Raw genomic sequence first — 21,636 nt, 5'->3', positions numbered from 1 at the left:
GCCATGAAGATTGGATTTGTCGGTCTGGGGGCCGTGGTGCAGACAGCCTATCTGCCTGCACTTGCCGCCCTGGCGGAAAATACCGAGATATGGGGTTTTGATCCCGCCATCACCCTGCCCGGCGTCATGTCTGCCCCGACCCTGGAAGCCCTGCTGGCCGAACCCCTGGATCGGCTGGTGATCGCCACGCCTTCCCTGCTGCATCTGCCCGTGCTGGAACAGGCACTGGCCAGCGCCATTCCCCTCATCCTGGTGGAGAAACCCGTGGTGGCCACCCTGGCCCAGCACGATCGCCTGCACGCCCTGCTGGCGGACCCCGAGGTCGCGGCCAGGGTGCTGGCGCTGGATCACTGGATGGCCCGCAATGCCGTCCAGCAGTTGCTGCTGAGCGGCAAACTGGATGAAGGCTGGCAGCCTCGGGAACCAGGCTGCGCCGGGGTCGGACTGGCCACCCTCGCCGATATCAGCGCGGTGGAGGGCTTTTTGCTGGAACCCTGCGGCCTGGACGAGGCGGGGCATCCCTATGCCCTCAACTTCGCCACCGGCGAGCCGGATCGGCGGGTCCTGCGCCACCCGGACGGTGTCATCCTCGACATCGGCACCCATCTGCTGGCGATGATCCGGGAACTGCTGGTGGCCCTGGGTGGGGACGACCGCCTGCACCTGATCGCGGAGGGCGTCTGCGACCGGCTGGGGCAGCCCATCCGGCGCGGGGATCTGGAGAGCGCCGAGGGGCGAGCCTGCCTGCGTGGCGAGGCGGCAGGGGTGCCCCTGACCCTCTGGCTCGACAAGTATGCAGGTCCCGGGGTGGAGAAGAAGGGGCTTTGCCTGCACCTCAAGGATGGGCGGCGCATCGAACTGCTTCGCCGCGGCAACCTGGAGTGGCTGCACCATCACGACGTCGACGGGATGCGGGGCTGGCAACATGAGGGGCCCCTCTATCGCCACTGCATCGCCCAGACCCTGCTGGCCCCCGTGCCTTTGGGAGGCTGGGCCGGCACCACGGCGCGCCGGTTGCAGGAGGTCGCCCTGCTGCTTGAGTTGCAGCAAGGGCTGCGCGGCCCCCATTGACGTCGCTGGCGCCATCCGGCATGAGGGCTGGTGGCTGGCGCTGTCTTGCAGAACGCTCTCTGGCTTTGGTCCGTCTTGAGTGCGGCACTCTCGGGTTTTGCCCGTTCTTGCAGAACCGCGCATGGTGAGGGGAAAGGATTGGCGTTGCCAGTCGTTCATGGCACCTTATACTCTCCAGTCCGATTATCAGGTCTGCCATTTCCATGAATATTGCCATTTTATCCCGTGAGCCCAACAACTACTCCACCCGCCGTCTGGTCGAGGTGGCCCGGGCCCGTGGGCACCAGGTCGAGGTGCTCGACACCCTGCGCTGCTACATGAACATCGCCTCCCACAGCCCCTCCATCCATTACGAAGGACGGGAGCTGGAGAGCTATGACGCCGTGATCCCGCGCATCGGTGCCAGCATCACCTTCTATGGCACCGCCGTGCTGCGCCAGTTCGAGATGATGAGCACCATGGCCCTCAACAGCTCGGTGGCCATCTCTCGTTCCCGGGACAAGCTGCGTGCCATGCAGCTGCTCTCCCGCCATGGCATCGGCCTGCCGGTGACCGGCTATGCCCACAGCACCCACGACGTACCGGATCTCATCACCATGGTGGGGGGCGCCCCCCTGGTGGTGAAGCTGTTGGAGGGCACCCAGGGGATTGGCGTGGTGCTGTGCGAGACCCAGAAGGCCGCCGAGAGCGTCATCGAGGCCTTTATCCAGACCAACAACAACATCCTGGTGCAGGAGTACATCCGCGAGGCCAACGGCGCCGATATCCGCTGCCTGGTGGTCAACGGCAAGGTGGTGGCCGCCATGCGCCGCCAGGCCCAGCCGGGGGAGTTTCGCTCCAACCTGCACCGGGGCGGCACCGCCGAAGCCATCAAGATCACGCCGGAAGAGCGTGCCACCGCCGTGCAGGCCGCCAAGATCATGGGGCTGGACGTGGCCGGGGTGGATATTCTGCGTAGCGCCCGCGGCCCGCTGGTGCTGGAGGTGAACTCCTCCCCCGGCCTGCAGGGGGTGGAAGCTGCCTCCGGCAAGGACGTGGCGGGCAAGATCATCGAGTTCCTCGAGCTCAAGGCGAGCCGCAAGCACAAGCCGGCGGAATGAGCCCCAAACGAGTGTCAGACAGGTAAACACAGGGCGCCCTCGGGCGCCTTGTTGCTATCTGGAGGGTGGGCTGGAAGGCTGCGGGCTTGCCGGGAAGTGTCTCCCTTCTCCCACTGTGTTGAACAGCCGGAGAGAAGGGCCGGGGATGAGGGGGTTATACCGCCCCGGGGGCGCCGGGGATCATCACCAGCCGGGCGCTGAAGACCCCATCCACCAGGTGGGTCTCAATCTGCCAGCCCAGCTTCTCGCAGATGCGCTGGATGATGGTGAGACCGCAGCCGTAGCCGAGGATCTGATCCGGCGCGGCGGCGGTGGGGTTGCTGATGGTGAGCACCTGCTCGTGCAGGGTGATCTCGATGTGGCCCTCGGCGTAGCTCAGGGCGTTTTTCAAGAGGTTTCCGAGGGCGATGGCGAGCAGGGAGAGGGGGGCCTGCACCTCGCTCTCCTCGTCCAGTTGCAGGCGAATGTCCAGCGTCTCCCGTTGCAGCAGGGGGGCGAGGCGGGTCAGTTCCCGGCGAATGAGCGGCGCCACCTGCTGGGGCGGGCGCTCCACGGCCTCCTTGCGTCCCAGCAGCAGGAAGGTTTCGGTGAGCAGGGCCATCTCGTCGGCGGCGGCGCGGATGCGGCTGACGGCGCGGGCTGCCGGGGCGGGCAGGTCATTCACCTTGCCGAGCAGGGCCGCGGATCCCTGGATCACCATGTTGGGGGTGCGCAGCTCGTGGCTGGCAAAGCGGCTGAACTCCTGTTCACGGGCAAACACGGCGGCTACCTCGTGCTTGCCCGCCAGCAGCGCCTGCTCTATCTCTCGCAGCTCCTGCCAGGGGGCATCGGGCACGAAGTCCCCCTGATCCGGGGTGAGGTGGGCGACCCGCTGGCGCAGCCGCTCCAGCGGCCTGGTGATGTGACGCACCAGCCAGATGCCGAAGGCGAGGCTCCCCAGCAGCAGGGCCAGGCCGATGAGGCGGGTCACCAGATGCAGCTTGGCTTCGTAAGGGTCGAGGTAGTCGTCCGCATCGTCGTTGAACACCAGATAGAGCAGCCCCTGACCCGAGGGGTGGGCGCGTACCAGGAAGTGCTTGTCCTCCCGGCCCAGCTGATGCTCGAAGAAGCCTGGGCTCTGGTAGGCCTTGAGCCAGGCGGGCAGGCGGCCCGCCTCTGTCCAGTAGCTGGAGAACTGGCGGGGGCTGGGGGCGGGGGCCGCCATCCCGAGGCGCAACCAGTCGTCGTCATAGCGGGTTGCCTCCGCCTCCAGCCAGTGGCGCAGGCTCAGCTCCTCCATCTTGTTCTCGGCCACCACCATCAGCAGGCTCAGGATCACCAGCAGCAGCAGACCGGCCCCTCCCAGCGCCAGCACCAGGCGCCGGCGCAGGCTCGGCAGGCCGGAGGCAAGGGGCGGCGTCGGGTTCGTCATGGGGTCACCAGCCGGTAGCCCTGGCCGTGCAGGGTCTCCAGCATGGGGGTGGGGAAGGGCTTGTCGAGGACATTGCGCAGGGCATAGATGTGGCTGCGCAGTGCGTCGGAGTCGGGCTCCTCGTCGCCCCAGACGGTGTCGAGCACCTCCTGGCGCGTCACCAGCTGGGGCGCGCGCTTCACCAGCAGGGTGAGGATCTGGAACGGGATCTTGCCGAGCTTGAGCTCCACCCCGGCGCGGGTGGCGCGGCCGCTGGCGGGATCCACCGTCAGATCGCCAAAGCCGAGGACGCCCATGTCCCCTCTGGGGCCACGCAGGCTGAGGGCCTCCAGGCGCACCTCCAGCTCCTCCATGGCGAACGGCTTGACCAGATAGTCGTCGCCCCCCGCCCGAAAGCCTGCCAGCTTGTCCTCCAGGCTGTCACGGGCGGTGAGAAAGAGCACCGGGGTCGCGATGCCGTCCGCACGCAGCCGCTCCACGGTACGCAGGCCGTCGAGGCGCGGCATCATGACGTCCATGATGATGACGTCGAAGCGCTCCTGGGCCAGCAGTTGCAGCGCGGCCTGGCCATGATAGGCGCAATCCACCCTGTGCCCGGCCAGCGCCAGATAGTCCATGATGGTCTCCGCCACCTGGGGACTGTCTTCCACCACCAGTATTTTCATGCTCTGATCTCCTGGTCTGTGCCGATATTTCACGGCCATTTCACACCGGATGGGTCATCCTGTGTGCCAGTGTAACCCCGAGGATCCCCGATGAAGAAGTCTCTCTGCGCCTTCTGGTTATTGATTCTATTGCCTTTTGGTCTGGTGCAGGCGGCCGAGTTCAAGCTCACGGGCCGCACCACCTGGCAGCTTGGCCAGTTGATGGTCAATGGCATTCCCTTCGTGATCGATGAGCGCACCCGCTTCAAGGATGGCCTGGATGAGGACGATCTCGGCGGGACCTGGGTCGATCTGGAAGGGGTCGTGCAGGAGACGGCGGCAGGGGCGCGGCGGCTCGTTCGCGAGGTGGAGGCGCTGGAGGAGGAGGACGAGATGGAGCTCGAAGGGCCGGTGGAAGGGGGACGGATCTGGGGTTATATCACCTCGGATGGGAGCCTCTCCCCGTTCGAGGGACGCTGGCTGGAGCTGGAGTGCAAGTTTGACGGCATGCGCCTGAGCCAGTGCCGGGAGGATGACTGACCGGTCAGTGCGGACCGGGAAAAATTGCCCGTCCGGGGCCATAGTTAAACCTCACCCCGTGACCCCGGACCGCCTGCCATGACCCGAACCGCACTCTGCCTGCTGCTGTTGCCCTTCTGCACCTTTGCCGACGACGCCGAGCTCTGGCTGGTGGAGCTGGAGCACAACGACGGGGTGCGCCTGCAATTCCAGGGGGCTGAGCTGGAGCTCGGCAGTGCCGAACTGCACGGCGTGGCGCAGCCGGACGGGCTCGTGCCCGGCATGCACCTCGCGATCCAGAGCCGCTACGGCGTCGCCGAGACGATCCGGGTGCTCGACGGGGCGCCGGATCCGGCGCTCGGGGCCAGTTGGCGGCGGGCGGAGGATCGACTGCTCACCCACAATCAGCAGGCATTGCTGCTACAGGAACTCGGCGTGCTGGTGTTTGATGCTGACACTCGCTGGATCAACGGCAGCGCCGCCGATCTGCAACCGGGTCGCCGCCTGGTGCTGAGCCGGGATGAAGAGGGCCGCCTCACCGATATCCTCATTCCCGACCCCGAGGATCCCCTCGACGCCGAAGAGTGAGACCTCTCTCCCTTTCCCCTTGTTAATGGCTTGTACTTTAAATTTCCCCACTTATACTGGCGCACATCTTGTCGGAGTGCTGACCGTCGAACGACGCTAAGCTGAGACCGTTAATTCGGGATCCGTGGAACCTGATCAGGTTAAGACCTGCGAAGGGAAACAAGGGTAACTTGCGGGTTACCGCGCCGGGGAAGGCACACCTTCCCGCCAGCCAGAGGCAGACCGCCTCTGGCTGGCACAGGCGCACAGGGGGAGGTTGTCCCGTCCGGCTGTCCTTAGGGCGCCGGGTTTCCAGACCAGGGAAACACCGGGACGGCAGAGCAGGGAAGATCCATGCCCGACTCACTCCCCCGAGCACACCCCGCCGCAAGTTCATCTTCTCCTCGAACTCCAGACAAGCAAACACCCATAACTTCAACCAGTTAATGTGAGTTTTGCTATGTCTACCAATGTATCTGATACCACCAAATCCAGCCGCCGCGAGCAGCGCTCCAGCGCCCAGACCTTTATCGACAACTTGAAAGGGATGGCTCACCCCAACTCCCGCCGCATCTTTATCGAAGGCTCCCGCGCCGATATCCGGGTGCCCCTGCGGGAGATCCAGCTGGCCGACACCTTCGTCGGCGGCACCAAGGAGGCTCCCCAGTTCGAGCCCAACGAGCCGGTGCCGGTTTACGATACCTCGGGCCCCTATGGGGAAGAGGCCGCCCCCATCGACGTGCGCCGTGGTCTGCCGCGCCTGCGCGAAGCCTGGGTGCTGGAGCGTGCTGACACCGACGCGCTGGACGGGCTGAGCTCCACCTTCACTCAGGAGCGGCTGGCGGACGAGGGGCTGGATCACCTGCGCTTCGAGCATCTGCACTCTTCGCAACATAAGGCCCGCCGTGCCAAGCCGGGCCGCCGGGTCACCCAGCTGCACTATGCCCGCCAAGGCATCGTCACCCCCGAGATGGAATTTATCGCCATCCGCGAGAACATGGGCCGCGAGCGAGTGCGCTCCGAGCTCCTGCGCACCCAGCATCCGGGTCAGGGCTTTGGCGCCAGACTGCCCCAGAACATCACCCCCGAGTTCGTGCGCGATGAGGTGGCCGCCGGTCGCGCCATCATCCCCAGCAACATCAACCACCCGGAAGCGGAGCCCATGATCATCGGCCGCAACTTCCTGGTGAAGATCAACGCCAACATCGGCAACTCGGCGGTCACTTCCAGCATCGAAGAGGAAGTGGAGAAGCTGGTGTGGTCCACCCGCTGGGGCGCCGACACCGTGATGGATCTCTCCACCGGCCGCTATATCCACGAGACCCGTGAGTGGATCCTGCGCAACAGTCCGGTCCCCATCGGCACCGTGCCCATCTACCAGGCGCTGGAGAAGACCAACGGCATTGCCGAAGACCTCACCTGGGAGCTGTTCCGCGACACCCTGCTCGAACAAGCCGAGCAGGGGGTGGACTACTTCACCATCCACGCCGGCGTCTTGCTGCGTTTCGTGCCCATGACCGCCAAGCGCCTCACCGGCATCGTCTCCCGCGGCGGCAGCATCATGGCCAAGTGGTGCCTGTCGCACCACAAGGAGAACTTCCTCTACGAGCACTTCCGCGAGATCTGCGAGATCTGCGCCGCCTACGACGTGAGCTTGTCGCTGGGTGACGGTCTGCGTCCGGGCTCCGTCTACGACGCCAACGACGAGGCCCAGTTCGCCGAGCTGCGCACTCTGGGCGAGCTCACCAAAATTGCGTGGGAGTACGACGTGCAGGTGATGATCGAGGGCCCCGGCCACGTGCCCATGCACATGATCGAGCGCAACATGACCGAGCAGCTCGAGCACTGCCACGAGGCGCCCTTCTATACCCTGGGCCCGCTCACCACCGACATCGCCCCGGGTTACGATCACTTCACCTCCGGCATCGGCGCCGCGCTCATCGGCTGGTACGGCTGCGCCATGCTCTGCTACGTGACCCCCAAGGAACACCTGGGCCTGCCCAACAAGGAGGACGTGAAGCAGGGGCTCATTACCTACAAGATCGCCGCCCACGCCGCCGATCTGGCCAAGGGCCACCCGGGCGCCCAGATCCGCGACAACGCCATGTCCAAGGCGCGCTTCGAGTTCCGCTGGGAGGATCAATTCAACCTGGCCCTGGATCCCGACACCGCCCGCGCCTACCACGACGAGACCCTGCCTCAGGAGTCCGGCAAAGTGGCCCACTTCTGCTCCATGTGCGGGCCCAAGTTCTGCTCCATGAAGATCACCCAGGACGTGCGCGATTATGCGGCGAAACTGGAAGCCGTGGAGATCAAGCTGGTCGGCATGGACGGTCAGCAGGAGCGGGTGGTGGCCGAGGTGGAGAGCGGCATGGCCCGCATGGCGGAAACCTTCAAGGAGACCGGCGGCGAGATCTACCATCAGGCGGCGACCCTGAAGCAGGCCGCAGGGGAGGAGGCGTGAGCAGCGAGCGCGGGGCTGTCAGCCCCGCCGACCTGTCGCCTGTGACGCAGGCCCGCCCCGTGGTCTGGACCATCGCCGGGTCTGACTCCGGCGGCGGGGCCGGCATTCAGGCCGACTTGCACACAATGCATGACCTCGGCGTGCACGGCTGCTCGGTCATCTCTGCCATCACCGCCCAGAACTCGGTGGCGGTGAAGATGGTCGACCCCGTGCTGATGCAGACCTTCGCCGCCCAGATCGATGCCCTGGGGCTGGATCTGCCACCCGCCGCCATCAAGATCGGCCTGCTGCCGACCCGGCTGCATGTGGAGGTGCTGGCACGCAGGTTGTCGACCGTCGAGGCTCCCTTCGTGGTCTACGACCCGGTGGCCATCGCCAGCACCGGCACCCCCATGGCGGAGCCCGGCATGCTGGTGGCGGTGCGCGAGCACCTGCTGCCCCGTTTGTCCCTCATCACCCCCAACGGTCCCGAGCTGGAAGCCCTGACCGGCCTGCCCGCCACCAGTCCCGAGCTGGTGCGCCTCGCCGCCCGGCGGCTGCGCGAACTCGGCGCTCGCGCCGTGCTGGTCAAGGGGGGCCACCTTGAATGGGGCGGGGATCTCTGCCTCGACTACTACCAGGACGAGAGCTGCGAATTCTGGCTCGCCGCGCCGCGCCTCGATACCCGCCACGGTCACGGCACCGGTTGCGCTTACGCCAGCGCCATCGCCGCCGTGGTGGCGCAGGACTATCCGGTGGAGGACGCCATCACCCTGGCGCGGGCCTACCTGCAACAGGGCTTGGCGGCGGCGCAAGGGGTGGGCGCAGGCCCGGGGCCCATCGCCCATCTCGGCTGGCCTGCCGATCTTGCCCACTTCCCCCGTGCCGTGCTGGCGGGCTCACCGCTCGATCGCCGCTTTGGATTGTATGAAGCGAGCAGCGCCCGTCTGCCGCAGGGCCCCTTCGCGCCGACCGAACACAACCTCGGCCTCTATCCGGTGGTGGACTCGGTCAAGTGGCTCAAACGCCTGCTGGGGGCCGGGGTCAAGACCATCCAGCTGCGGATCAAGAATCTGCCCGCCACAGAGGTGGCGCCGGCCATTCGTGATGCGGTAGCGCTCGGTCGCCGCCATGGGGCGCGGCTCTTTATCAACGACTACTGGCAGCAGGCCATCGAGGCGGGTGCCTGGGGCGTGCACCTGGGGCAGGAGGATATGGAGACCGCCGATCTCGCCGCCATTCAGGCGGCCGGGCTGCGCCTTGGCATCTCCACCCACGGCTACTTCGAGCTGATGCGGGCCCGCGAGCTGGCCCCCTCCTATATCGCGCTCGGCCATATCTTCCCGACCAACACCAAGGCGATGCCTTCGCGCCCCCAGGGGCTGGCGCGGCTGCACCACTACCGCGCCCTGATGGCGCAGTGGCCCACGGTGGCCATCGGCGGCATCAGCGAGGAGCGGGTGGCGGCGGTCAAGGCAAGCGGGGTCGGCAGCATTGCGCTGGTCTCGGCCATCACGGCAAGCGATGACTGGCAGGGGGCGACCGAGCGGCTGCTCGCCGCCGTGGGGGCGGGGGATGAACCGCGCTCGGCCTGCGTGATACGGGAGGCAGAACATGCGCTCTGATGCCGCTTCTCTTAGTGACAAAGAGTATCTGCGATACGGCCGCCAGCTGATGCTGGCGGAAGTGGGGGAAGCCGGTCAGGCACGGCTCAAGGATAAATCCGTGCTGATCGTGGGCCTCGGCGGGCTCGGCTCGCCGCTCGCCCTCTATCTGGCCGGGGCCGGGGTGGGCACTTTGTGGCTGGCCGATGGCGATACGGTGGACTCCAGCAATCTGCCGCGCCAGATCCTGTTCGATAGCGAGGCGGTCAACCACTCCAAGGCGGAGCTGGCCCGCGAGCGCTTGGCCGCCCACAACCCGCTGGTGGAGCTGATTGCCATCAATCAGCGACTCGATGCCGCCAGCCTGCCGGAGTTTGTGACCGAGGTGGATCTGGTGATCGACTGCTGCGACAACCTCGCCACCCGCCAGGCCATCAACGCCGCCTGCGTGGCCCAGGGCAAGCCCTGGGTCTGTGCCGCCGCAGTGGGCTGGCAGGGGCAGCTGATGGTGCGCACCAGCAGCGATCACGCCTGCTACGCCTGCCTTTATCCGTTGGATACCAAGGTGAGCCAGAGCTGCGAGACCAGCGGTGTCACCGGCCCGCTGGTCGGGGTGATGGGCTCTTTGCAGGCGCTGGAGGCACTGAAAATGCTGCTCGGGATGCCGAGCCCGGTGGCGGGCACATTGCGCCGCTTCGATGCGTTGACCCATCAGTGGCAGACCCTCACGCTGGCTCCCGACCCCGATTGCCCGGTCTGCGGCAGCACCCACGCGGCCCTGGAGAATTAACCATGAAGATCCGATTGAACGATATCGAGCTGACGCTGCCCACCGGCCAGCGCCTGACTGAGCTGCTGGCGGTGCAGGAGATTTCCCCTCAGGGGGTAGCGGTGGCCCTCAACGGTGCCGTGCTGCCCCGTGGCCGCTGGGCCGAGACCCGTCTCAATGACGGGGACGAACTCCACCTCTTCACCGCCATCGCGGGAGGCTGATCCATGATGCTCGCAGTCCCATCTTCGCGCGCTCTGCCTTGCGGCGGGGCCTCATCTCTTCTTATCGCAGTGGCCGGAGGCTGACATGCTCAAGATTGCCGATCACACCTTCTCTTCGCGCCTCTTCACCGGCACCGGCAAGTTTGCCCGCCCGGAACTGATGGCCGCCGCCATCGAGGCAAGTGGCTCCCAGCTGGTGACCATGGCCATCAAGCGGCTCGAACCGGGCAAGGCCCACGACGATATCCTCACGCCCCTTCGGCAACTCGGGGTCAAGCTGCTGCCCAACACCTCGGGGGCCAAGACCGCCGCCGAGGCGGTATTTGCCGCCCACCTCGCCCGCGAGGCGCTGGGGACGAACTGGCTCAAGCTCGAGATCCACCCCGATCCGCGCTACCTGCTGCCCGATCCCATCGAGACGCTGAAAGCCGCCGAGCAGCTGGTGAAAGAGGGCTTTGTGGTGCTGCCCTACTGCGGCGCCGACCCCGTGCTGTGCAAACGGCTCGAAGAGGTGGGCTGCGCCGCCGTGATGCCGCTCGGTGCGCCCATCGGTTCCAATCAGGGGCTGGTGACCCGGGAGTTTCTCTCCATCATCGTCGAGCAGGCCAATGTGCCGGTCGTGGTGGATGCGGGGATCGGTGCGCCGAGCCACGCCGCCGCCGCCTTTGAGCTCGGCGCCGATGCCGTGCTGGTCAACACCGCCATCGCGGTGAGCGGCGACCCGATCGCCATGGGCCGCGCCTTTGCGCTGGCCTGCACCGCCGGGCGCAGTGCCTATGAAGCCGGTCTCGGCGCCCGCGCCCTGCAGGCGCAAGCCTCCAGCCCGCTTACCGATTTTCTGGGGGCGTTATGAGTCAGCATGCCAATGACCCCACCCCGACCCTCCCCTTGCCAGGGGAGGGAGTGTCGACTTCGCCCTCTTGTGAAGTAGGAGATCGGGGGGGCGGATTAACACCTCCCCCTTGTGAAGGGGGAGGCCGGGAGGGGGTTGAGAGAAAGTCGGAGAGTTTTCTCGATAGATGGCAGGAGCTGGAGTGGGACGATATCGGCATGCAGATCCGCGCCAAGACCGCCGCCGATGTAGAGCGGGCGCTGACTACCTCCCGCCGCACCCTGGCCGACTTTATGGCGCTGATCTCCCCGGCCGCCGAGGCGTATTTGCCGCAGATGGCAGCCGAGGCCGAGCGCCTGACCCGCCAGCGCTTTGGCAACACCATCGGCTTCTATGTGCCCCTCTATCTGTCGAACCTCTGTGCCAACGACTGCACCTACTGCGGCTTCTCCATGAGCAACCGCCTCAAGCGCAAGACCCTGAATGCAGAGGAGATTGAGCGCGAGTGTCTGGCCATCAAGGCGCGCGGTTTTGACAGCGTGCTGCTGGTGACCGGCGAGCACGAGCACAAGGTGGGGCTCGCCTATTTTCGGCAGGTGTTGCCCATCATCCGCCGTCACTTCAGCACGGTGGGGATGGAGGTGCAGCCCCTCTCGCAAGCCGAGTACGCCGAGCTGAAAACCCTCGGCCTCGATTCGGTCATGGTCTATCAGGAGACCTACCACGCCCCCACCTATGCCCGCCACCACCTGCGCGGCAACAAGCAGGACATCGCATGGCGCCTCGCCACGCCGGATCGGCTCGGCCGCGCCGGTATCGACAAGATAGGGCTGGGGGCGCTCATCGGTCTCTCTGCGGACTGGCGTGCCGACAGCTACTTCGTCGCCGAGCACCTCGCCTGGCTTGAGCGCCACCACTGGCAGAGCCGCTACTCGCTCTCCTTCCCGCGCCTGCGCCCCTGCACCGGCGGGCTGGAGCCTGCCGTGGTCATGTCGGATCGCCAGCTGGCCCAGCTTATCTGCGCCTGGCGCCTCTTCTCGCCCACGCTGGACTTGTCCCTCTCGACCCGCGAGTCCGCCACCTTTCGCAACGGCGCAGTGCGCCTTGGCATCACCCAGATGTCGGCCGAGTCGCGCACCCAGCCGGGTGGCTATGCCGAGGGGGATAAAGAGGAGCTGGAGCAGTTCGCCATCCACGACGACCGCCCGGTGGGGGAAGTGGCCGCCGCCGTGCGGCTGGCAGGGTTGCAGCCGGTGTTCAAGGACTGGGAGCCCTTCCTGGGCCGATAGGGGCGGCCACGCCCCTTTGCCGGTGGCATCCCGGCGTCCAGCCAGACTCCGTGCCTGTGGCAAGCAGGCACGGCTTTGCCGTGCAGGACGTGAGGCCGCTGACCTCGAAGGGGTTTCGCCCGCCCTTCGGGCTTGGGCGAGTAACTTTTCTTTGCGTGGCCAAAGAAAAGTCACCAATCGAGCGGCCACCCCCGCTTATTCGCCCTACTTCATCGGGTTCCTTCGGCTCACCCGCTTGTCCGACGGCACGCGCCGACGGGCCTTTGGCTTTCACCATCCATGGCTTCGGCCAAAGCCCGCTTCGAACATCCCTGTTCTCGCGCCAAATCGGGTCGAGCGGCGCTCGTCCTTGCCCGATTTGGCCCATGGTCTGGCGCCGCTCGCTTGACATCCTGTCTCGCGGCCTGGACAAGCGGGCTCGCCTCAGCGAATAAGAGGGAGGAGCAATGCTCCTGTCTTTGCTTTTATGATAGATATCATTATAAGAACTTATATTGTTGAACCCCGCTACGCGGTTGTTCAAATGAAATTAGTTAAGTGTTTTTTATATAAAATTCCAAACCGTCCTCATCTAGAGGTCTTAAATCAGAAGAAAATGCATGCCTTTTTTTATAAACTATCTCAAGGTTTACAAAAGAAATTTTCTCCGAGTGAGAATTGATGGATTTACTAGTGTTCTTACGAATATGCTCGTCCCAAATTATAATTTTAGATATTGTTTCTAGATTGTCTATAAAAATGTTATCAGCATCGTGTGATTGATTTTTATCCACCGGAGACAATCTAATTCGGAATATTGCATGCTTATCCATAAGTTCAATCTCAGCTTGTTTAGCGCCTATAGAGTCAGCCCCATATTTGTACCAAATTTCAATTGATGTCTGTCCCTTTCTTAGGCTACGAATCATCTAGACTCTCCTTCAACATAACGCTTAAATGACGGTTGTAGTTTCTACCATGATAGATGTAGAAGGTGTGTAGTTAATTTACTTGTTAGGTCTACCATCTTGAATGCAACTTTTGGCGCGGAGTCATTGGAGCTCCAGTATAGCCATCTAATAAGCTTGGATTCCTATCCAAATATTCACGAGCCCAAGGTTGTAGATTAAATGCAAAGCCATTGAGCATGTCCCCCATGCTTGCTGCCAGATAGGTAATACCTTTTGCACGTAGTCCAGCCATTACTCCATCATCTATACCAACATAAACCGTGTTCTGCTGTTCTTCTATGTATGCTATCAGGTAACCTTTTTCCTCTGGAGTCAAATTATGAAGTACCGCCTGTCGTTTCTTGAGTGTTTGTCTCTGACGATATCCCTGCATCAAAAAATGGAATAGTCTGGCTGCGCAAAATGATAGCGTGAGTAAAAAAGCCGGGCCCAAAAAAACTCTATATTCATTTCTAAAGCCGTCTACAGCTAGAGTTTTAGAGTATTCTTCTGGCAAAAATAAAATGAGACCAAGAACAGATATAATGGCTACTAAGAATGCAGCTGGTATCTTTATGAAATAGTCAGAAAACGCTGTCAGTTTATCAATCATTGTTTCGCTTTCTCCTGAAAACTATCAAAATTACTATCATGACATGTAGACCAGTGTACTTCCGATGGAATTATGAATGAAGCATTGGAGTCTTTTGATGTGATATACCCAGTGTTGTTATGAGCTGCACCCACTTGGTGACGACGTTTTACCACTACAGCCGCACATTTTTTGATGCGAGTCTTACCCTATTCGCCCTGATTACTCCCTATAACCCCACCGTCTCCAACTCACTAATCTCCCCGCCGCCGATCAAGTTCAAATTCCGGCTGATCCGCTCCACCGGCCAGTCCCACCAGGCGAGGGCGCCCAAACGGGCGATGGTGTCGTCGTCAAAGCGATAGCGGATCACCTTGGCGGGGTTGCCGCCGACCACGGCGTAGTCGGGCACGTCCGTGGTGACCACTGAGCGGGCGGCGATGATGGCGCCGTTGCCGACCTTGACGCCCGGCATGATCAGGGCGTCATAGCCTATCCAGACGTCATTGCCGATGAGGGTGTCTCCCTTGTAGGGAAGGGTGCCAGGTTTGGGGGCGGCGCTCTCCCAGCCGTTGCCGAAGATAAAGAAGGGGTAGGTGGAGAGGCCGGAGGTCTGGTGGTTGGCGCCGTTCATGATGAACTTGACCCCGCGGGCGATGGCGCAGAACTTGCCGATGATGAGCTTGTCGCCGATGAAGGGGAAGTGGTAGAGGACGTTGCGCTCGAAGCCCGCCGCATCCTCCGGATCGTCGTAATAGGTGTAGTCACCCACCTCGATATTGGGTCCCTTGATGGTGTTCTTGATAAAGCACACCTGGGGGAAGCCGTTCATGGGGTGGGGGTTGGCGGGATCGGGTCCGTGCATGGGGGCTCCTCTGGGGTCTGGGCTCTGGCTACCCTAACGGAATCGGGTGGAGCCTTGCCACCCTTTTGTGCCCTCCGCTTCGCCAGTCTCTGTCGCCCCCTGCCCATGTGCGCATCGACCCGGGGCGGGTTTGTCTCTAGCATGGAGGGGCGGCGGAGTCTGGCTCCGTCAAAGTGGATGATGGACGAAGTGCGCCTTGCACACTTCTGGCGGAGAGAAAAGATGAAGCTGCGTTCCTTGTTGATGGTGGGTGCCCTGCTGCTGGGCGGATGTGCGGTCAATCCCTATGGGGGGACGCCTGCGCCGGTCGGCGAGCCGGACAAGCCGGTGACCAAACCAGAGAAACCCGTGGCCGAGCCTGACAAGGCCGAGCCGGTGCCTGCTCCCAAACCCGTGGCACCGACGGGGCTGGCGGTCGCCCTGGCCGATGACTTCCTGAAGGCCGCCGATGTGCAGGCGCTGGCGGGCAGCAGCCCGGTACTGCTGCTGATGGCGCCCCAGAACGGTACAGGTGAGCCCTTCAGCACCCAGCCCCTGGCGGTGGCCATGATCCAGCGCATTCAGGCCAATAGCGGCTTTCGTTTCGCAGACCCGGGCCAGGTGGCGGCCATCACGGGTCAGCTCGAATACCAGCAGGGGGGCATGAACCCCGCCTCCCTGGTGCGCCTGGGTCGCCAGACCGGGGCGGGTTACATGCTCTACGGGGATCTCCTCTCTGAAGGGGGCCGCTACCGGCTCGCCATGAGCCTGATGGATCTCAAGAGCGGCGAACTGCTCTGGAACGCCAGCCGATCCGCTGCCCGCTGATGCCGGCTCGCCATGAGCCTGATGGATCTCAAGAGCGGCGAACTGCTCTGGAACGCCAGTCGATCCGCTGCCCGCTGATGTCGGCTCGCCGGATCCCTCTTGACCGGGATCCGGCCCTGCCCCCCTTGTCCGGGGGCGGGAATACCCCTGTGGCGCCCCTGACGTCACAGGGGTTGGCATGTCGCACTGCCTGAAGGCAAAAAAACCTTCCTGACTGTCTGACAACCCTGGTTCTGACAGCATCCCCGATTGCTACCATTCACTTTGCCGGAGGCTTGTCCGGTGGGCACGTCACCGACCGCATCCTTCCCGCCCGGCAGGCAGCTTTCTGCCCCTGTGCGATACTCCATGAGTCTTGTATAACAGGAGTACAGGGACCCACTCCCACGGATAGCAAGGAGCTCGGATGGCGCTCTCAGTGGCACAACTCTACGAAGTGATGGCCCAGTTGCCGGATCCCGTTTTCATCCTCAGCGAAGATGGCTACTACATCGAGTACATCGGCGGGATGGAGCAGCAGTCCTACCAGAACGGCAACCCGCTGATCGGCAGACAACTGCTGGACGTGCTGCCCGAGGACAAGGCGCAGTGGGTGATGGCGCAGGTGGCTCAGGCCCTCGCCAGCGGCCAGGTGCAGGTGGTGGAGTATGACCTCTCCCCCGCCGAGGTGGACGGCATCGACGCTGACGCCGGGCCCCAGGGAATGCAGCGTTTCGAGGGCAAGATAGCGCCCTTGCCCTCTTTATATGAGGGGAAGCGGGCGGTGGCCTGGATGACCCGCAGCATCACCCGCCAGCACGAGCTGCAACAGCGGCTCAAGCGGCTCGGGGAGACGGATCAGCTCACCGGCCTCTACAACCGCCACTTCTTCTTCGACCAGTATCACCATAAGGTGCAGGGGCAGCATCTCACCGGCCTCATCATGCTGGATCTCGATCACTTCAAGCAGATCAACGATCGCTTCGGCCACCAGACCGGTGACAAGGTCCTGTGCCGGGTCTGCGAGTGCGTCTCCGCCCAGTTGCGGGGGGAGGATCTCTTCGTGCGCAGCGGTGGCGAGGAGTTTCTGATCCTGCTGCCGCAGATCGACGAGGGGATATTGCTGAAGGTGGCGGAGCGGATCCGCGCCGCAGTGGCGGCCATGGCGCCGGATCCCGCCCCCGTGACCGTGAGTCTGGGCACCACCCTGATCCGGCCGGGAGAGGATCTTGGCACCGTGCTGGCCCGGGCGGACGAGTGGCTCTATCGGGCCAAGCGGGGCGGGCGCAACCGGGTGGCCCACGATGGGGCGCCCTGAGGGGCGCAGTGAACAGGAAAGAGGGCGACCCGGGGTCGCCCTCTTTCATTTGGCCGGGCCAGATCAGCCGAACAGGGTCGAGATATTCTGCCCCGCCATCAGCAGGCCGATGGCCAGGGCGCTGAACCAGACCAGGGTGGCGGCGACCAGAGCATAGCCGAGGGCGACGAAGAGACCGTCCCGCTGCAACATGCCGATGGCCAGCAGCAGGATGGCCCAGGCGGGCATGGCGTTGGTGAAGGGAATGGCGCCGAGCGGCAGCATCAGCAGCAGGGCGGCCAGCATGATGAGCAGGCCGTTGCAGCGGTTGATGGTCACGCTGCCGGTCAGGATGAGCAGGCGCGGGCGGATGAAGCGGTCGATGCGGGCCAGCAGATCCGCCCCCTTGTGCAGGGTCGGCTTGAGGTGCTCGGCGGCGAAGCGGCGCTCCATCAGGAAGGCGGGCAGCCAGGGCACCCGGTTGAGGGTAATGCCGATGCCGATGAAGAGGATCAGCAGGCCAAAGGGGGTGCTGACGCCGGGAATGGAAACCGGCAGCAGGAAGGGAACCGTGAGCAGCACGCAAAACAGCAGCATGCCCTGCTCGCCCACCAGGGCCAGCATCTGGCGCAGGCTGATGTGGCTCTCCTCGATGGCGTGGGCGGTGGCCCTCAGGGTATCGGAGAGCGTGCTTTGGGGGTCGTTGAGTTGCGCGGCAACCATTCCTGAGATCCTCGTTTGTTGATGCCACCGCTGTGGCGCCGCCAGCTTACGGGGCCGAGGTTAATCCCGGATGAATAACCCCGGGGAGCACAGATTTTTCCATCGGGAGCGGGGCAATGAGGCTTGTACAGCGCCTGTCCAGTGTGGGAGACGGGCGCTCTGATATGCTTTGCGCAGGTCTTTTCACCAAAGGATGAGCACATGAGAGGAGCGATGGGGATGGTGCCTGGGCTGCTGCTGCCCCTGGCGGGCTGGGCAGCCGAGCCCCCGGCGACGGGCTGGCAGCTGACTCCCTTTGCGGGATACAGCTCGGCCATCGACTTTCGGGCCATGGACGAGCCGGCCCCCACGCCGCACGGGAGCGACATCGACACCCTGCAAGGGGAGCGCTCCGGCAGCTGGGGGCTCTTCATCAGCAGGGAGGTGGATGACCCCGGCATGGTGGAACTGCTCTACAGCCACCAGTCGACCCGGATGTCCCCCGAACTGCCCGACAGGCTGACGGTGGACACCCTGCAGTTTGCCGGGGCCCTGACTCTCTCGGACAACCTGATGGCCCCCTATATCGGTGCCGGGATAGGGGTCACCCGCTTCGATGCCTACGACAGCGAGACGGCCCCTTCCATGTCCCTGGCCCTCGGGGTGCAGCCGCGCCTGACCGAACATCTGGCTGTGCGGGCCGAGGTGCGCGGTTATGGTGCCCTGGTCAACGACGACAGCCAGTTTCTCTGCAACCCCGAGATCTGCGCCTTTCGGGTGCGAGGGGAGCTGATCACCCAGTGGCAGGCCAATATCGGCTTGACCCTGAGGTTCTGAGCCTCATGATGGGACTCCTTTGACCAGACAAGGCGATACGACTCCGTGCCATCCCTGCCCCGTGAACTGCCCGTACTGCTGACGCCAAGAGGGCGACTGCGCCCCTTCGATGGGCGGGATGCTGCCGATCTCTTCGCCATCTACGGGGATCCCCTGGTGATGCGCTTCGTCGGGGAGCCGCCGTTTCCCTCCCTTGCCACCGTGTCGCAGATGCTGGCTAGCGTCGAGCGGTTGCTGGCTGGCGGCGAGTCGCTGGAGTGGGGGCTGGAGTTACGCGGCAGCGGCCGCCTGGTGGGCACCTGCGGCTTGCACAGCTTTGCGGCCGGCGCCAGCCTGCGCCAGGCGGAGGTGGGCTGCATGCTGGCCCGCAGCCACTGGGGACAAGGTCTGATGGGGGAGGCGCTGAGCGCCCTGATCGTCTATGCCCGCCAGCTTGGCATCGTCACCCTGCTTGCGGATATCGAACCGGACAATCTGCCCAGCCAGCGGCTATTTGAGCGGCTGGGCTTCATCTGGCAGCAGGATACCTGCTACCGGTTGCTGCTGGGCGAGGAGATCACACCAGACCGCGCGTGACGCGACTCAGGGGCTCGTTGACGTCGAACACCTTGTACTGCACCGCGCTGGCGCCCATGGCGAGCACCCGCTGCTCATGCATGGTGGCGTAGGCGAGGGCACTCCCCTCATCCTCGAACAGATAGATGCCGCCCGCCTCGCCGGTGCGCGGATTCTCGGTCCAGATCTTGGAGATGAAGCCCGGCTCCCGGGTGATGGAGTCGGCCAACGGCATGGCCGCAGCAGTGAGGGCTGGTCCCATCATCTGGGCGGGGAAGTTGAAATGGATCTGTAGCAGGCTGGGCATGATAAACCTCTCGTGGGCGTTGATTGACGGAATCCGCATCATAGGAAGCCGGCATCTTGGCTGCAAGAAGGCACATTTTCGTGGCATAGTTACTGCAAAGTAACCACTCACGAGCCATACCGTGCCCTCACTGCCCTGTCCCGCCTATCAGGTATTAAGCCTGCTGACCGGCAAATGGAAGCCGGCCATTCTGTTTCATCTGCGCGAACAGACCCGGCGCTTTGGCGACCTGCGCCGCTGCCTGCCCGAGGTGAGCCAGAAGGTGCTCACCGCCCAGCTCAAGGAGCTGGAGAGCGACGGTGTCATCATCCGCACCCTCTACCCCGACGTACCGCCCAGGGTGGAGTACAGCCTGAGCCCCCTTGGCGCCGCCCTGATCCCCCTGCTCCAGCAGATGCACGATTTTGCGCTGAACCACGTTGATCTGCTGGCTGGTCAGGGTCCTGTTTCTAGCGAGCCCGCAGCAACCAGCGGCTGAGGGCGGTGGCCGCCAGCAGTCGGTAGCCGAGCAGAGTGAGCGCCAGCAGCGCGGGTACCTTGAGGAGTTCCCACCACACCTGTTTGCCCTGGGGGCCGAAGATCATCAGCCACACCACCAGCATCATGTGCAGACAGTAGAGGCCGAGCACCTTGGGGGCCTGGCGCTCCAGCCAGCTGCCTTTGCCCCATGCCGGGTTGGCCAGCAGCAGGCCGAACAGCCCCAGCGCCCAGGGGAGCGAACCCAGCAGGAAATCATGACGAGCGAGGGGGACGGCGGCAACGCGCAGCAGACCTGCGGCCTCCAGGGCGTAGAGCCCCATCCCCGCCATCATCATCAGGGCGCAGCGCCTGGCGTCCGGCTGCCAGGCACGCAGGCGCAGCTCGGCGCCAAGCGCCACGAACAGCAAGGAGAAGAAGGGGCCGTTGCGGGTCAGCAGGGCCCACTCGCCCCCCGGCAGCAGCGGGCCATAGGAGCCACCGATCAGGGCCAGGCTGTAGAGCAGGGCCCCCAGCAGCAGGGCCAGCCTCGGCAGGCGGACCTGCTGGCAGAGCCCCAGGATCAGCACCGCCACCATCAGGGCGGGCAGGAACCAGAGGTGGATCATGCCGCCCACCCACCAGACGTTGAGCGGATCCCCGAGCTGCATCTGCCACTGGCCTGCCATGGCGGGCAGGTAGCCCTCGCTCACCGCCGCGAGCGGGTTGAAGGGTATCAGCACGTAGAGCAGGCTCCACGCCAGCCAGAGCCCCAGCAGGGGTCGGCAGTAGCGCAGTGCGACCGTCAGCGGGTGGCCTGCGGCGAGGGCGGGCTGCAAGAAGTAACCGGCGCACAGGAAGAACAGCGGCACCGCGAAGCGGCAGAGCTGGTTGATGACGGCCCCGACCAGAGGGTAGGGCGTGCCGTCCCACAGGGCGGGGTCGAAGGGGTTGCTGAAAGGGGAGAGATGGATGGTCATCACGGCCAGGATGGCCACCACTCGCCCGCATTCGATGCTGGAGATGCGCATGATTCCTCGTGGCGTTCGGGAGCTGGGCGCACCCTATCAGCCGCAGGTGCTCCCTATCCAGCCGCCTGGTCGCCAACTGTGACCCCCATCGGCGGCCGGTTACCCTTTGTTACCCGAGGTGCGGGCAAGGTTACCGCCGCCGGGAGCGGGATCCCGTTTTGGTGTCGGTAAAAGGGCTAGAGCAGGGCCACCAGCACGGTGACCAGGGCGCCCAGCAGCAGCAGGGTGATGCCGCGACCGGCGGGGCCGTGCAGCTTGTTCCACATCAGCAGGCTGGTGAGGGCCAGCAGCAGCATGGCCAGGGCCGCCAGATCGCCCACCAGTTGCCAGGGCAGGCCGGTGCCCATGCCACGGTGCAGCCGGTTGAGGCTGGCAGCGAAGTTGGCCTGCTGCAGCTCGGTGCGCACCAGCAGAGTGCCTTCCACATAGCTGGCGGCCACGCTCTGGCTGAGGGTGACACCGCGCAGCTCCCAGCGGGCCGGCAGGGTGAGGGCGCCGGATGGTGTGGGCAGGGTCTGGGGCGGGGTGATCTGGGGTCTCCCCTCCTCGAACATGTCTGCATAACGCTGTTGCAGCAGGGCTTTCAATTCATCCGGGCTGGCCAGCGGCGTGCTCAGTACTATCTCTTCGCTCGATTTGGCGGTGTGGGGACCGGGCAGGGGCAGCACGGCCCTGTGTTGCAGCCAGAGGCCGGTGAGGCCGTAGAGCAGCATCAGGGTGAGGGTGGCAAAGCCGGCCCAGGCGTGGATGCGGCGCACCCACTTGTTGTTGTGCAGGGGAAGTTTTCTGCGTGTCATCGTTCGGTG

At 64.3% G+C, this 21,636-nt stretch carries 24 protein-coding genes and 1 riboswitch; of the genes, 15 read left to right on the top strand and 9 right to left on the bottom strand.

The annotated features are described in order from the left end of the window. Positions 1-3: 3 nt before the first annotated feature. Both AB5Y70_RS19900 and rimK read left to right on the top strand, forming a co-directional pair. A complete protein-coding gene (locus AB5Y70_RS19900) occupies positions 4-1,071 on the top strand; it encodes a Gfo/Idh/MocA family oxidoreductase (RefSeq protein ID WP_368176115.1) in 1,068 nt (355 codons plus the stop codon). 203 nt (positions 1,072-1,274) lie between these two features. Beyond that, positions 1,275-2,171 carry a 30S ribosomal protein S6--L-glutamate ligase gene (gene rimK, locus AB5Y70_RS19895; RefSeq protein ID WP_010672657.1) on the top strand — a complete coding sequence of 299 codons (897 nt, stop codon included), beginning with the start codon at positions 1,275-1,277 and terminating at the stop codon, positions 2,169-2,171. Positions 2,172-2,325: 154 nt separating this feature from the next. On the opposite strand, the gene AB5Y70_RS19890 is transcribed toward rimK, so the two are convergent. Both AB5Y70_RS19890 and AB5Y70_RS19885 read right to left on the bottom strand, forming a co-directional pair. Beyond that, a complete protein-coding gene (locus tag AB5Y70_RS19890; protein WP_268451463.1) occupies positions 2,326-3,582 on the bottom strand; it encodes a HAMP domain-containing sensor histidine kinase in 1,257 nt (418 codons plus the stop codon). Then, complete coding sequence (locus AB5Y70_RS19885) at positions 3,579-4,247, bottom strand: response regulator transcription factor (protein ID WP_042864554.1); 669 nt, start codon at positions 4,245-4,247, stop codon at positions 3,579-3,581. Before AB5Y70_RS19885 ends, AB5Y70_RS19890 begins: the two co-directional genes overlap by 4 nt. A 90-nt stretch (positions 4,248-4,337) precedes the next feature. Between AB5Y70_RS19885 and AB5Y70_RS19880 the strand changes: the two genes are divergently transcribed. From AB5Y70_RS19880 to thiH, 8 genes are all read left to right on the top strand, one after another. Beyond that, the gene (locus tag AB5Y70_RS19880) at positions 4,338-4,766 is read left to right on the top strand and encodes a hypothetical protein (RefSeq protein ID WP_103244129.1); all 429 of its coding nucleotides are present in this window, start codon (positions 4,338-4,340) and stop codon (positions 4,764-4,766) included. Positions 4,767-4,844: 78 nt separating this feature from the next. Further along, on the top strand, positions 4,845-5,333 hold the full coding sequence (locus AB5Y70_RS19875) for a hypothetical protein (protein ID WP_103244130.1): 489 nt from the start codon (positions 4,845-4,847) through the stop codon (positions 5,331-5,333). 62 nt (positions 5,334-5,395) lie between these two features. Next, a riboswitch (TPP riboswitch) is annotated at positions 5,396-5,509 on the top strand. Positions 5,510-5,772: 263 nt separating this feature from the next. Beyond that, on the top strand, positions 5,773-7,776 hold the full coding sequence (thiC, locus tag AB5Y70_RS19870; RefSeq protein WP_103244131.1) for a phosphomethylpyrimidine synthase ThiC: 2,004 nt from the start codon (positions 5,773-5,775) through the stop codon (positions 7,774-7,776). Beyond that, on the top strand, positions 7,773-9,380 hold the full coding sequence (thiE, locus tag AB5Y70_RS19865; RefSeq protein ID WP_103244132.1) for a thiamine phosphate synthase: 1,608 nt from the start codon (positions 7,773-7,775) through the stop codon (positions 9,378-9,380). Before thiC ends, thiE begins: the two co-directional genes overlap by 4 nt. Beyond that, the gene (locus tag AB5Y70_RS19860) at positions 9,370-10,149 is read left to right on the top strand and encodes a HesA/MoeB/ThiF family protein (RefSeq protein ID WP_103244133.1); all 780 of its coding nucleotides are present in this window, start codon (positions 9,370-9,372) and stop codon (positions 10,147-10,149) included. Before thiE ends, AB5Y70_RS19860 begins: the two co-directional genes overlap by 11 nt. A gap of 2 nt (positions 10,150-10,151) precedes the next feature. Further along, positions 10,152-10,352: a sulfur carrier protein ThiS gene (gene thiS, locus AB5Y70_RS19855; RefSeq protein WP_010672666.1), complete on the top strand. Its 201-nt coding sequence runs from the start codon at positions 10,152-10,154 to the stop codon at positions 10,350-10,352. Positions 10,353-10,437: 85 nt separating this feature from the next. Then, positions 10,438-11,205 (top strand): thiazole synthase, encoded by a 768-nt coding sequence (locus tag AB5Y70_RS19850; protein ID WP_052815867.1) that lies wholly within the window; start codon positions 10,438-10,440, stop codon positions 11,203-11,205. After that, positions 11,202-12,473 carry a 2-iminoacetate synthase ThiH gene (thiH, locus tag AB5Y70_RS19845; protein WP_103244134.1) on the top strand — a complete coding sequence of 424 codons (1,272 nt, stop codon included), beginning with the start codon at positions 11,202-11,204 and terminating at the stop codon, positions 12,471-12,473. The genes AB5Y70_RS19850 and thiH overlap by 4 nt, the downstream gene beginning before the upstream one ends. Before the next feature lie 533 nt (positions 12,474-13,006). On the opposite strand, the gene AB5Y70_RS19840 is transcribed toward thiH, so the two are convergent. From AB5Y70_RS19840 to AB5Y70_RS19830, 3 genes are all read right to left on the bottom strand, one after another. Further along, positions 13,007-13,381, bottom strand: coding sequence for a hypothetical protein (locus AB5Y70_RS19840; RefSeq protein WP_049637279.1), 375 nt, complete (start codon positions 13,379-13,381; stop codon positions 13,007-13,009). A 91-nt stretch (positions 13,382-13,472) separates the two neighbouring features. Beyond that, positions 13,473-14,015 (bottom strand): superinfection exclusion B family protein, encoded by a 543-nt coding sequence (locus tag AB5Y70_RS19835; protein WP_197970412.1) that lies wholly within the window; start codon positions 14,013-14,015, stop codon positions 13,473-13,475. Positions 14,016-14,223: 208 nt separating this feature from the next. Further along, entirely contained in the window at positions 14,224-14,859 is a 636-nt protein-coding gene (locus AB5Y70_RS19830; protein ID WP_368176114.1) for a Vat family streptogramin A O-acetyltransferase, read from the bottom strand. 222 nt (positions 14,860-15,081) lie between these two features. On the opposite strand from AB5Y70_RS19830, the gene AB5Y70_RS19825 reads away from it, so the two are divergent. Together AB5Y70_RS19825 and AB5Y70_RS19820 are read left to right on the top strand one after the other, a co-directional pair. Then, entirely contained in the window at positions 15,082-15,666 is a 585-nt protein-coding gene (locus tag AB5Y70_RS19825) for a hypothetical protein (protein WP_010672673.1), read from the top strand. Positions 15,667-16,072: 406 nt separating this feature from the next. Next, positions 16,073-16,963 (top strand): sensor domain-containing diguanylate cyclase, encoded by an 891-nt coding sequence (locus AB5Y70_RS19820; protein WP_041214332.1) that lies wholly within the window; start codon positions 16,073-16,075, stop codon positions 16,961-16,963. A 63-nt stretch (positions 16,964-17,026) separates the two neighbouring features. Here AB5Y70_RS19820 and AB5Y70_RS19815 read toward each other — a convergent pair whose 3' ends face one another. Then, positions 17,027-17,665, bottom strand: a complete 639-nt coding sequence (locus AB5Y70_RS19815; RefSeq protein WP_010672675.1) for an exopolysaccharide biosynthesis protein — start codon at positions 17,663-17,665, stop codon at positions 17,027-17,029. A gap of 201 nt (positions 17,666-17,866) precedes the next feature. Between AB5Y70_RS19815 and AB5Y70_RS19810 the strand changes: the two genes are divergently transcribed. Continuing rightward, the gene (locus AB5Y70_RS19810) at positions 17,867-18,481 is read left to right on the top strand and encodes an outer membrane beta-barrel protein (RefSeq protein WP_103244138.1); all 615 of its coding nucleotides are present in this window, start codon (positions 17,867-17,869) and stop codon (positions 18,479-18,481) included. 45 nt (positions 18,482-18,526) lie between these two features. Beyond that, positions 18,527-19,057: a GNAT family N-acetyltransferase gene (locus AB5Y70_RS19805; RefSeq protein ID WP_268451472.1), complete on the top strand. Its 531-nt coding sequence runs from the start codon at positions 18,527-18,529 to the stop codon at positions 19,055-19,057. Here AB5Y70_RS19805 and AB5Y70_RS19800 read toward each other — a convergent pair. Then, entirely contained in the window at positions 19,038-19,343 is a 306-nt protein-coding gene (locus AB5Y70_RS19800; protein ID WP_103261951.1) for a monooxygenase, read from the bottom strand. The two genes, AB5Y70_RS19805 and AB5Y70_RS19800, sit on opposite strands and share 20 nt — an antisense overlap. Positions 19,344-19,464: 121 nt before the next feature. Here AB5Y70_RS19800 and AB5Y70_RS19795 point away from each other — a divergent pair, with 121 nt between their 5' ends. After that, the gene (locus AB5Y70_RS19795) at positions 19,465-19,821 is read left to right on the top strand and encodes a helix-turn-helix domain-containing protein (protein WP_279961672.1); all 357 of its coding nucleotides are present in this window, start codon (positions 19,465-19,467) and stop codon (positions 19,819-19,821) included. Here AB5Y70_RS19795 and AB5Y70_RS19790 read toward each other — a convergent pair. Both AB5Y70_RS19790 and AB5Y70_RS19785 read right to left on the bottom strand, forming a co-directional pair. Then, positions 19,793-20,830 carry an acyltransferase gene (locus tag AB5Y70_RS19790; protein WP_103244140.1) on the bottom strand — a complete coding sequence of 346 codons (1,038 nt, stop codon included), beginning with the start codon at positions 20,828-20,830 and terminating at the stop codon, positions 19,793-19,795. The genes AB5Y70_RS19795 and AB5Y70_RS19790 overlap by 29 nt on opposite strands. Before the next feature lie 176 nt (positions 20,831-21,006). Beyond that, the gene (locus tag AB5Y70_RS19785; protein ID WP_069652288.1) at positions 21,007-21,627 is read right to left on the bottom strand and encodes a PepSY-associated TM helix domain-containing protein; all 621 of its coding nucleotides are present in this window, start codon (positions 21,625-21,627) and stop codon (positions 21,007-21,009) included. Positions 21,628-21,636 lie beyond the last annotated feature (9 nt).

Origin of the sequence: Aeromonas sp. s1(2024) (genome assembly GCF_040908005.1) — a bacterium.
Classification (GTDB): domain Bacteria; phylum Pseudomonadota; class Gammaproteobacteria; order Enterobacterales; family Aeromonadaceae; genus Aeromonas; species Aeromonas caviae.
This window is presented reverse-complemented; position numbering and strand designations above follow the sequence as displayed.

Excerpts from the sequence above, each read along its gene's own strand:
- AB5Y70_RS19900 (WP_368176115.1), top strand. The coding sequence starts at position 4 with ATGAAGATTGGATTTGTCGGTCTGGGGGCCGTGGTGCAGACAGCCTAT.
- rimK (WP_010672657.1), top strand. The coding sequence starts at position 1,275 with ATGAATATTGCCATTTTATCCCGTGAGCCCAACAACTACTCCACCCGC.
- AB5Y70_RS19890 (WP_268451463.1), bottom strand. The coding sequence starts at position 3,582 with ATGACGAACCCGACGCCGCCCCTTGCCTCCGGCCTGCCGAGCCTGCGC.
- AB5Y70_RS19885 (WP_042864554.1), bottom strand. The coding sequence starts at position 4,247 with ATGAAAATACTGGTGGTGGAAGACAGTCCCCAGGTGGCGGAGACCATC.
- AB5Y70_RS19880 (WP_103244129.1), top strand. The coding sequence starts at position 4,338 with ATGAAGAAGTCTCTCTGCGCCTTCTGGTTATTGATTCTATTGCCTTTT.
- AB5Y70_RS19875 (WP_103244130.1), top strand. The coding sequence starts at position 4,845 with ATGACCCGAACCGCACTCTGCCTGCTGCTGTTGCCCTTCTGCACCTTT.
- thiC (WP_103244131.1), top strand. The coding sequence starts at position 5,773 with ATGTCTACCAATGTATCTGATACCACCAAATCCAGCCGCCGCGAGCAG.
- AB5Y70_RS19860 (WP_103244133.1), top strand. The coding sequence starts at position 9,370 with ATGCGCTCTGATGCCGCTTCTCTTAGTGACAAAGAGTATCTGCGATAC.
- thiS (WP_010672666.1), top strand. The coding sequence starts at position 10,152 with ATGAAGATCCGATTGAACGATATCGAGCTGACGCTGCCCACCGGCCAG.
- AB5Y70_RS19850 (WP_052815867.1), top strand. The coding sequence starts at position 10,438 with ATGCTCAAGATTGCCGATCACACCTTCTCTTCGCGCCTCTTCACCGGC.
- thiH (WP_103244134.1), top strand. The coding sequence starts at position 11,202 with ATGAGTCAGCATGCCAATGACCCCACCCCGACCCTCCCCTTGCCAGGG.
- AB5Y70_RS19840 (WP_049637279.1), bottom strand. The coding sequence starts at position 13,381 with ATGATTCGTAGCCTAAGAAAGGGACAGACATCAATTGAAATTTGGTAC.
- AB5Y70_RS19835 (WP_197970412.1), bottom strand. The coding sequence starts at position 14,015 with ATGATTGATAAACTGACAGCGTTTTCTGACTATTTCATAAAGATACCA.
- AB5Y70_RS19830 (WP_368176114.1), bottom strand. The coding sequence starts at position 14,859 with ATGCACGGACCCGATCCCGCCAACCCCCACCCCATGAACGGCTTCCCC.
- AB5Y70_RS19825 (WP_010672673.1), top strand. The coding sequence starts at position 15,082 with ATGAAGCTGCGTTCCTTGTTGATGGTGGGTGCCCTGCTGCTGGGCGGA.
- AB5Y70_RS19820 (WP_041214332.1), top strand. The coding sequence starts at position 16,073 with ATGGCGCTCTCAGTGGCACAACTCTACGAAGTGATGGCCCAGTTGCCG.
- AB5Y70_RS19815 (WP_010672675.1), bottom strand. The coding sequence starts at position 17,665 with ATGGTTGCCGCGCAACTCAACGACCCCCAAAGCACGCTCTCCGATACC.
- AB5Y70_RS19810 (WP_103244138.1), top strand. The coding sequence starts at position 17,867 with ATGAGAGGAGCGATGGGGATGGTGCCTGGGCTGCTGCTGCCCCTGGCG.
- AB5Y70_RS19800 (WP_103261951.1), bottom strand. The coding sequence starts at position 19,343 with ATGCCCAGCCTGCTACAGATCCATTTCAACTTCCCCGCCCAGATGATG.
- AB5Y70_RS19790 (WP_103244140.1), bottom strand. The coding sequence starts at position 20,830 with ATGCGCATCTCCAGCATCGAATGCGGGCGAGTGGTGGCCATCCTGGCC.
- AB5Y70_RS19785 (WP_069652288.1), bottom strand. The coding sequence starts at position 21,627 with ATGACACGCAGAAAACTTCCCCTGCACAACAACAAGTGGGTGCGCCGC.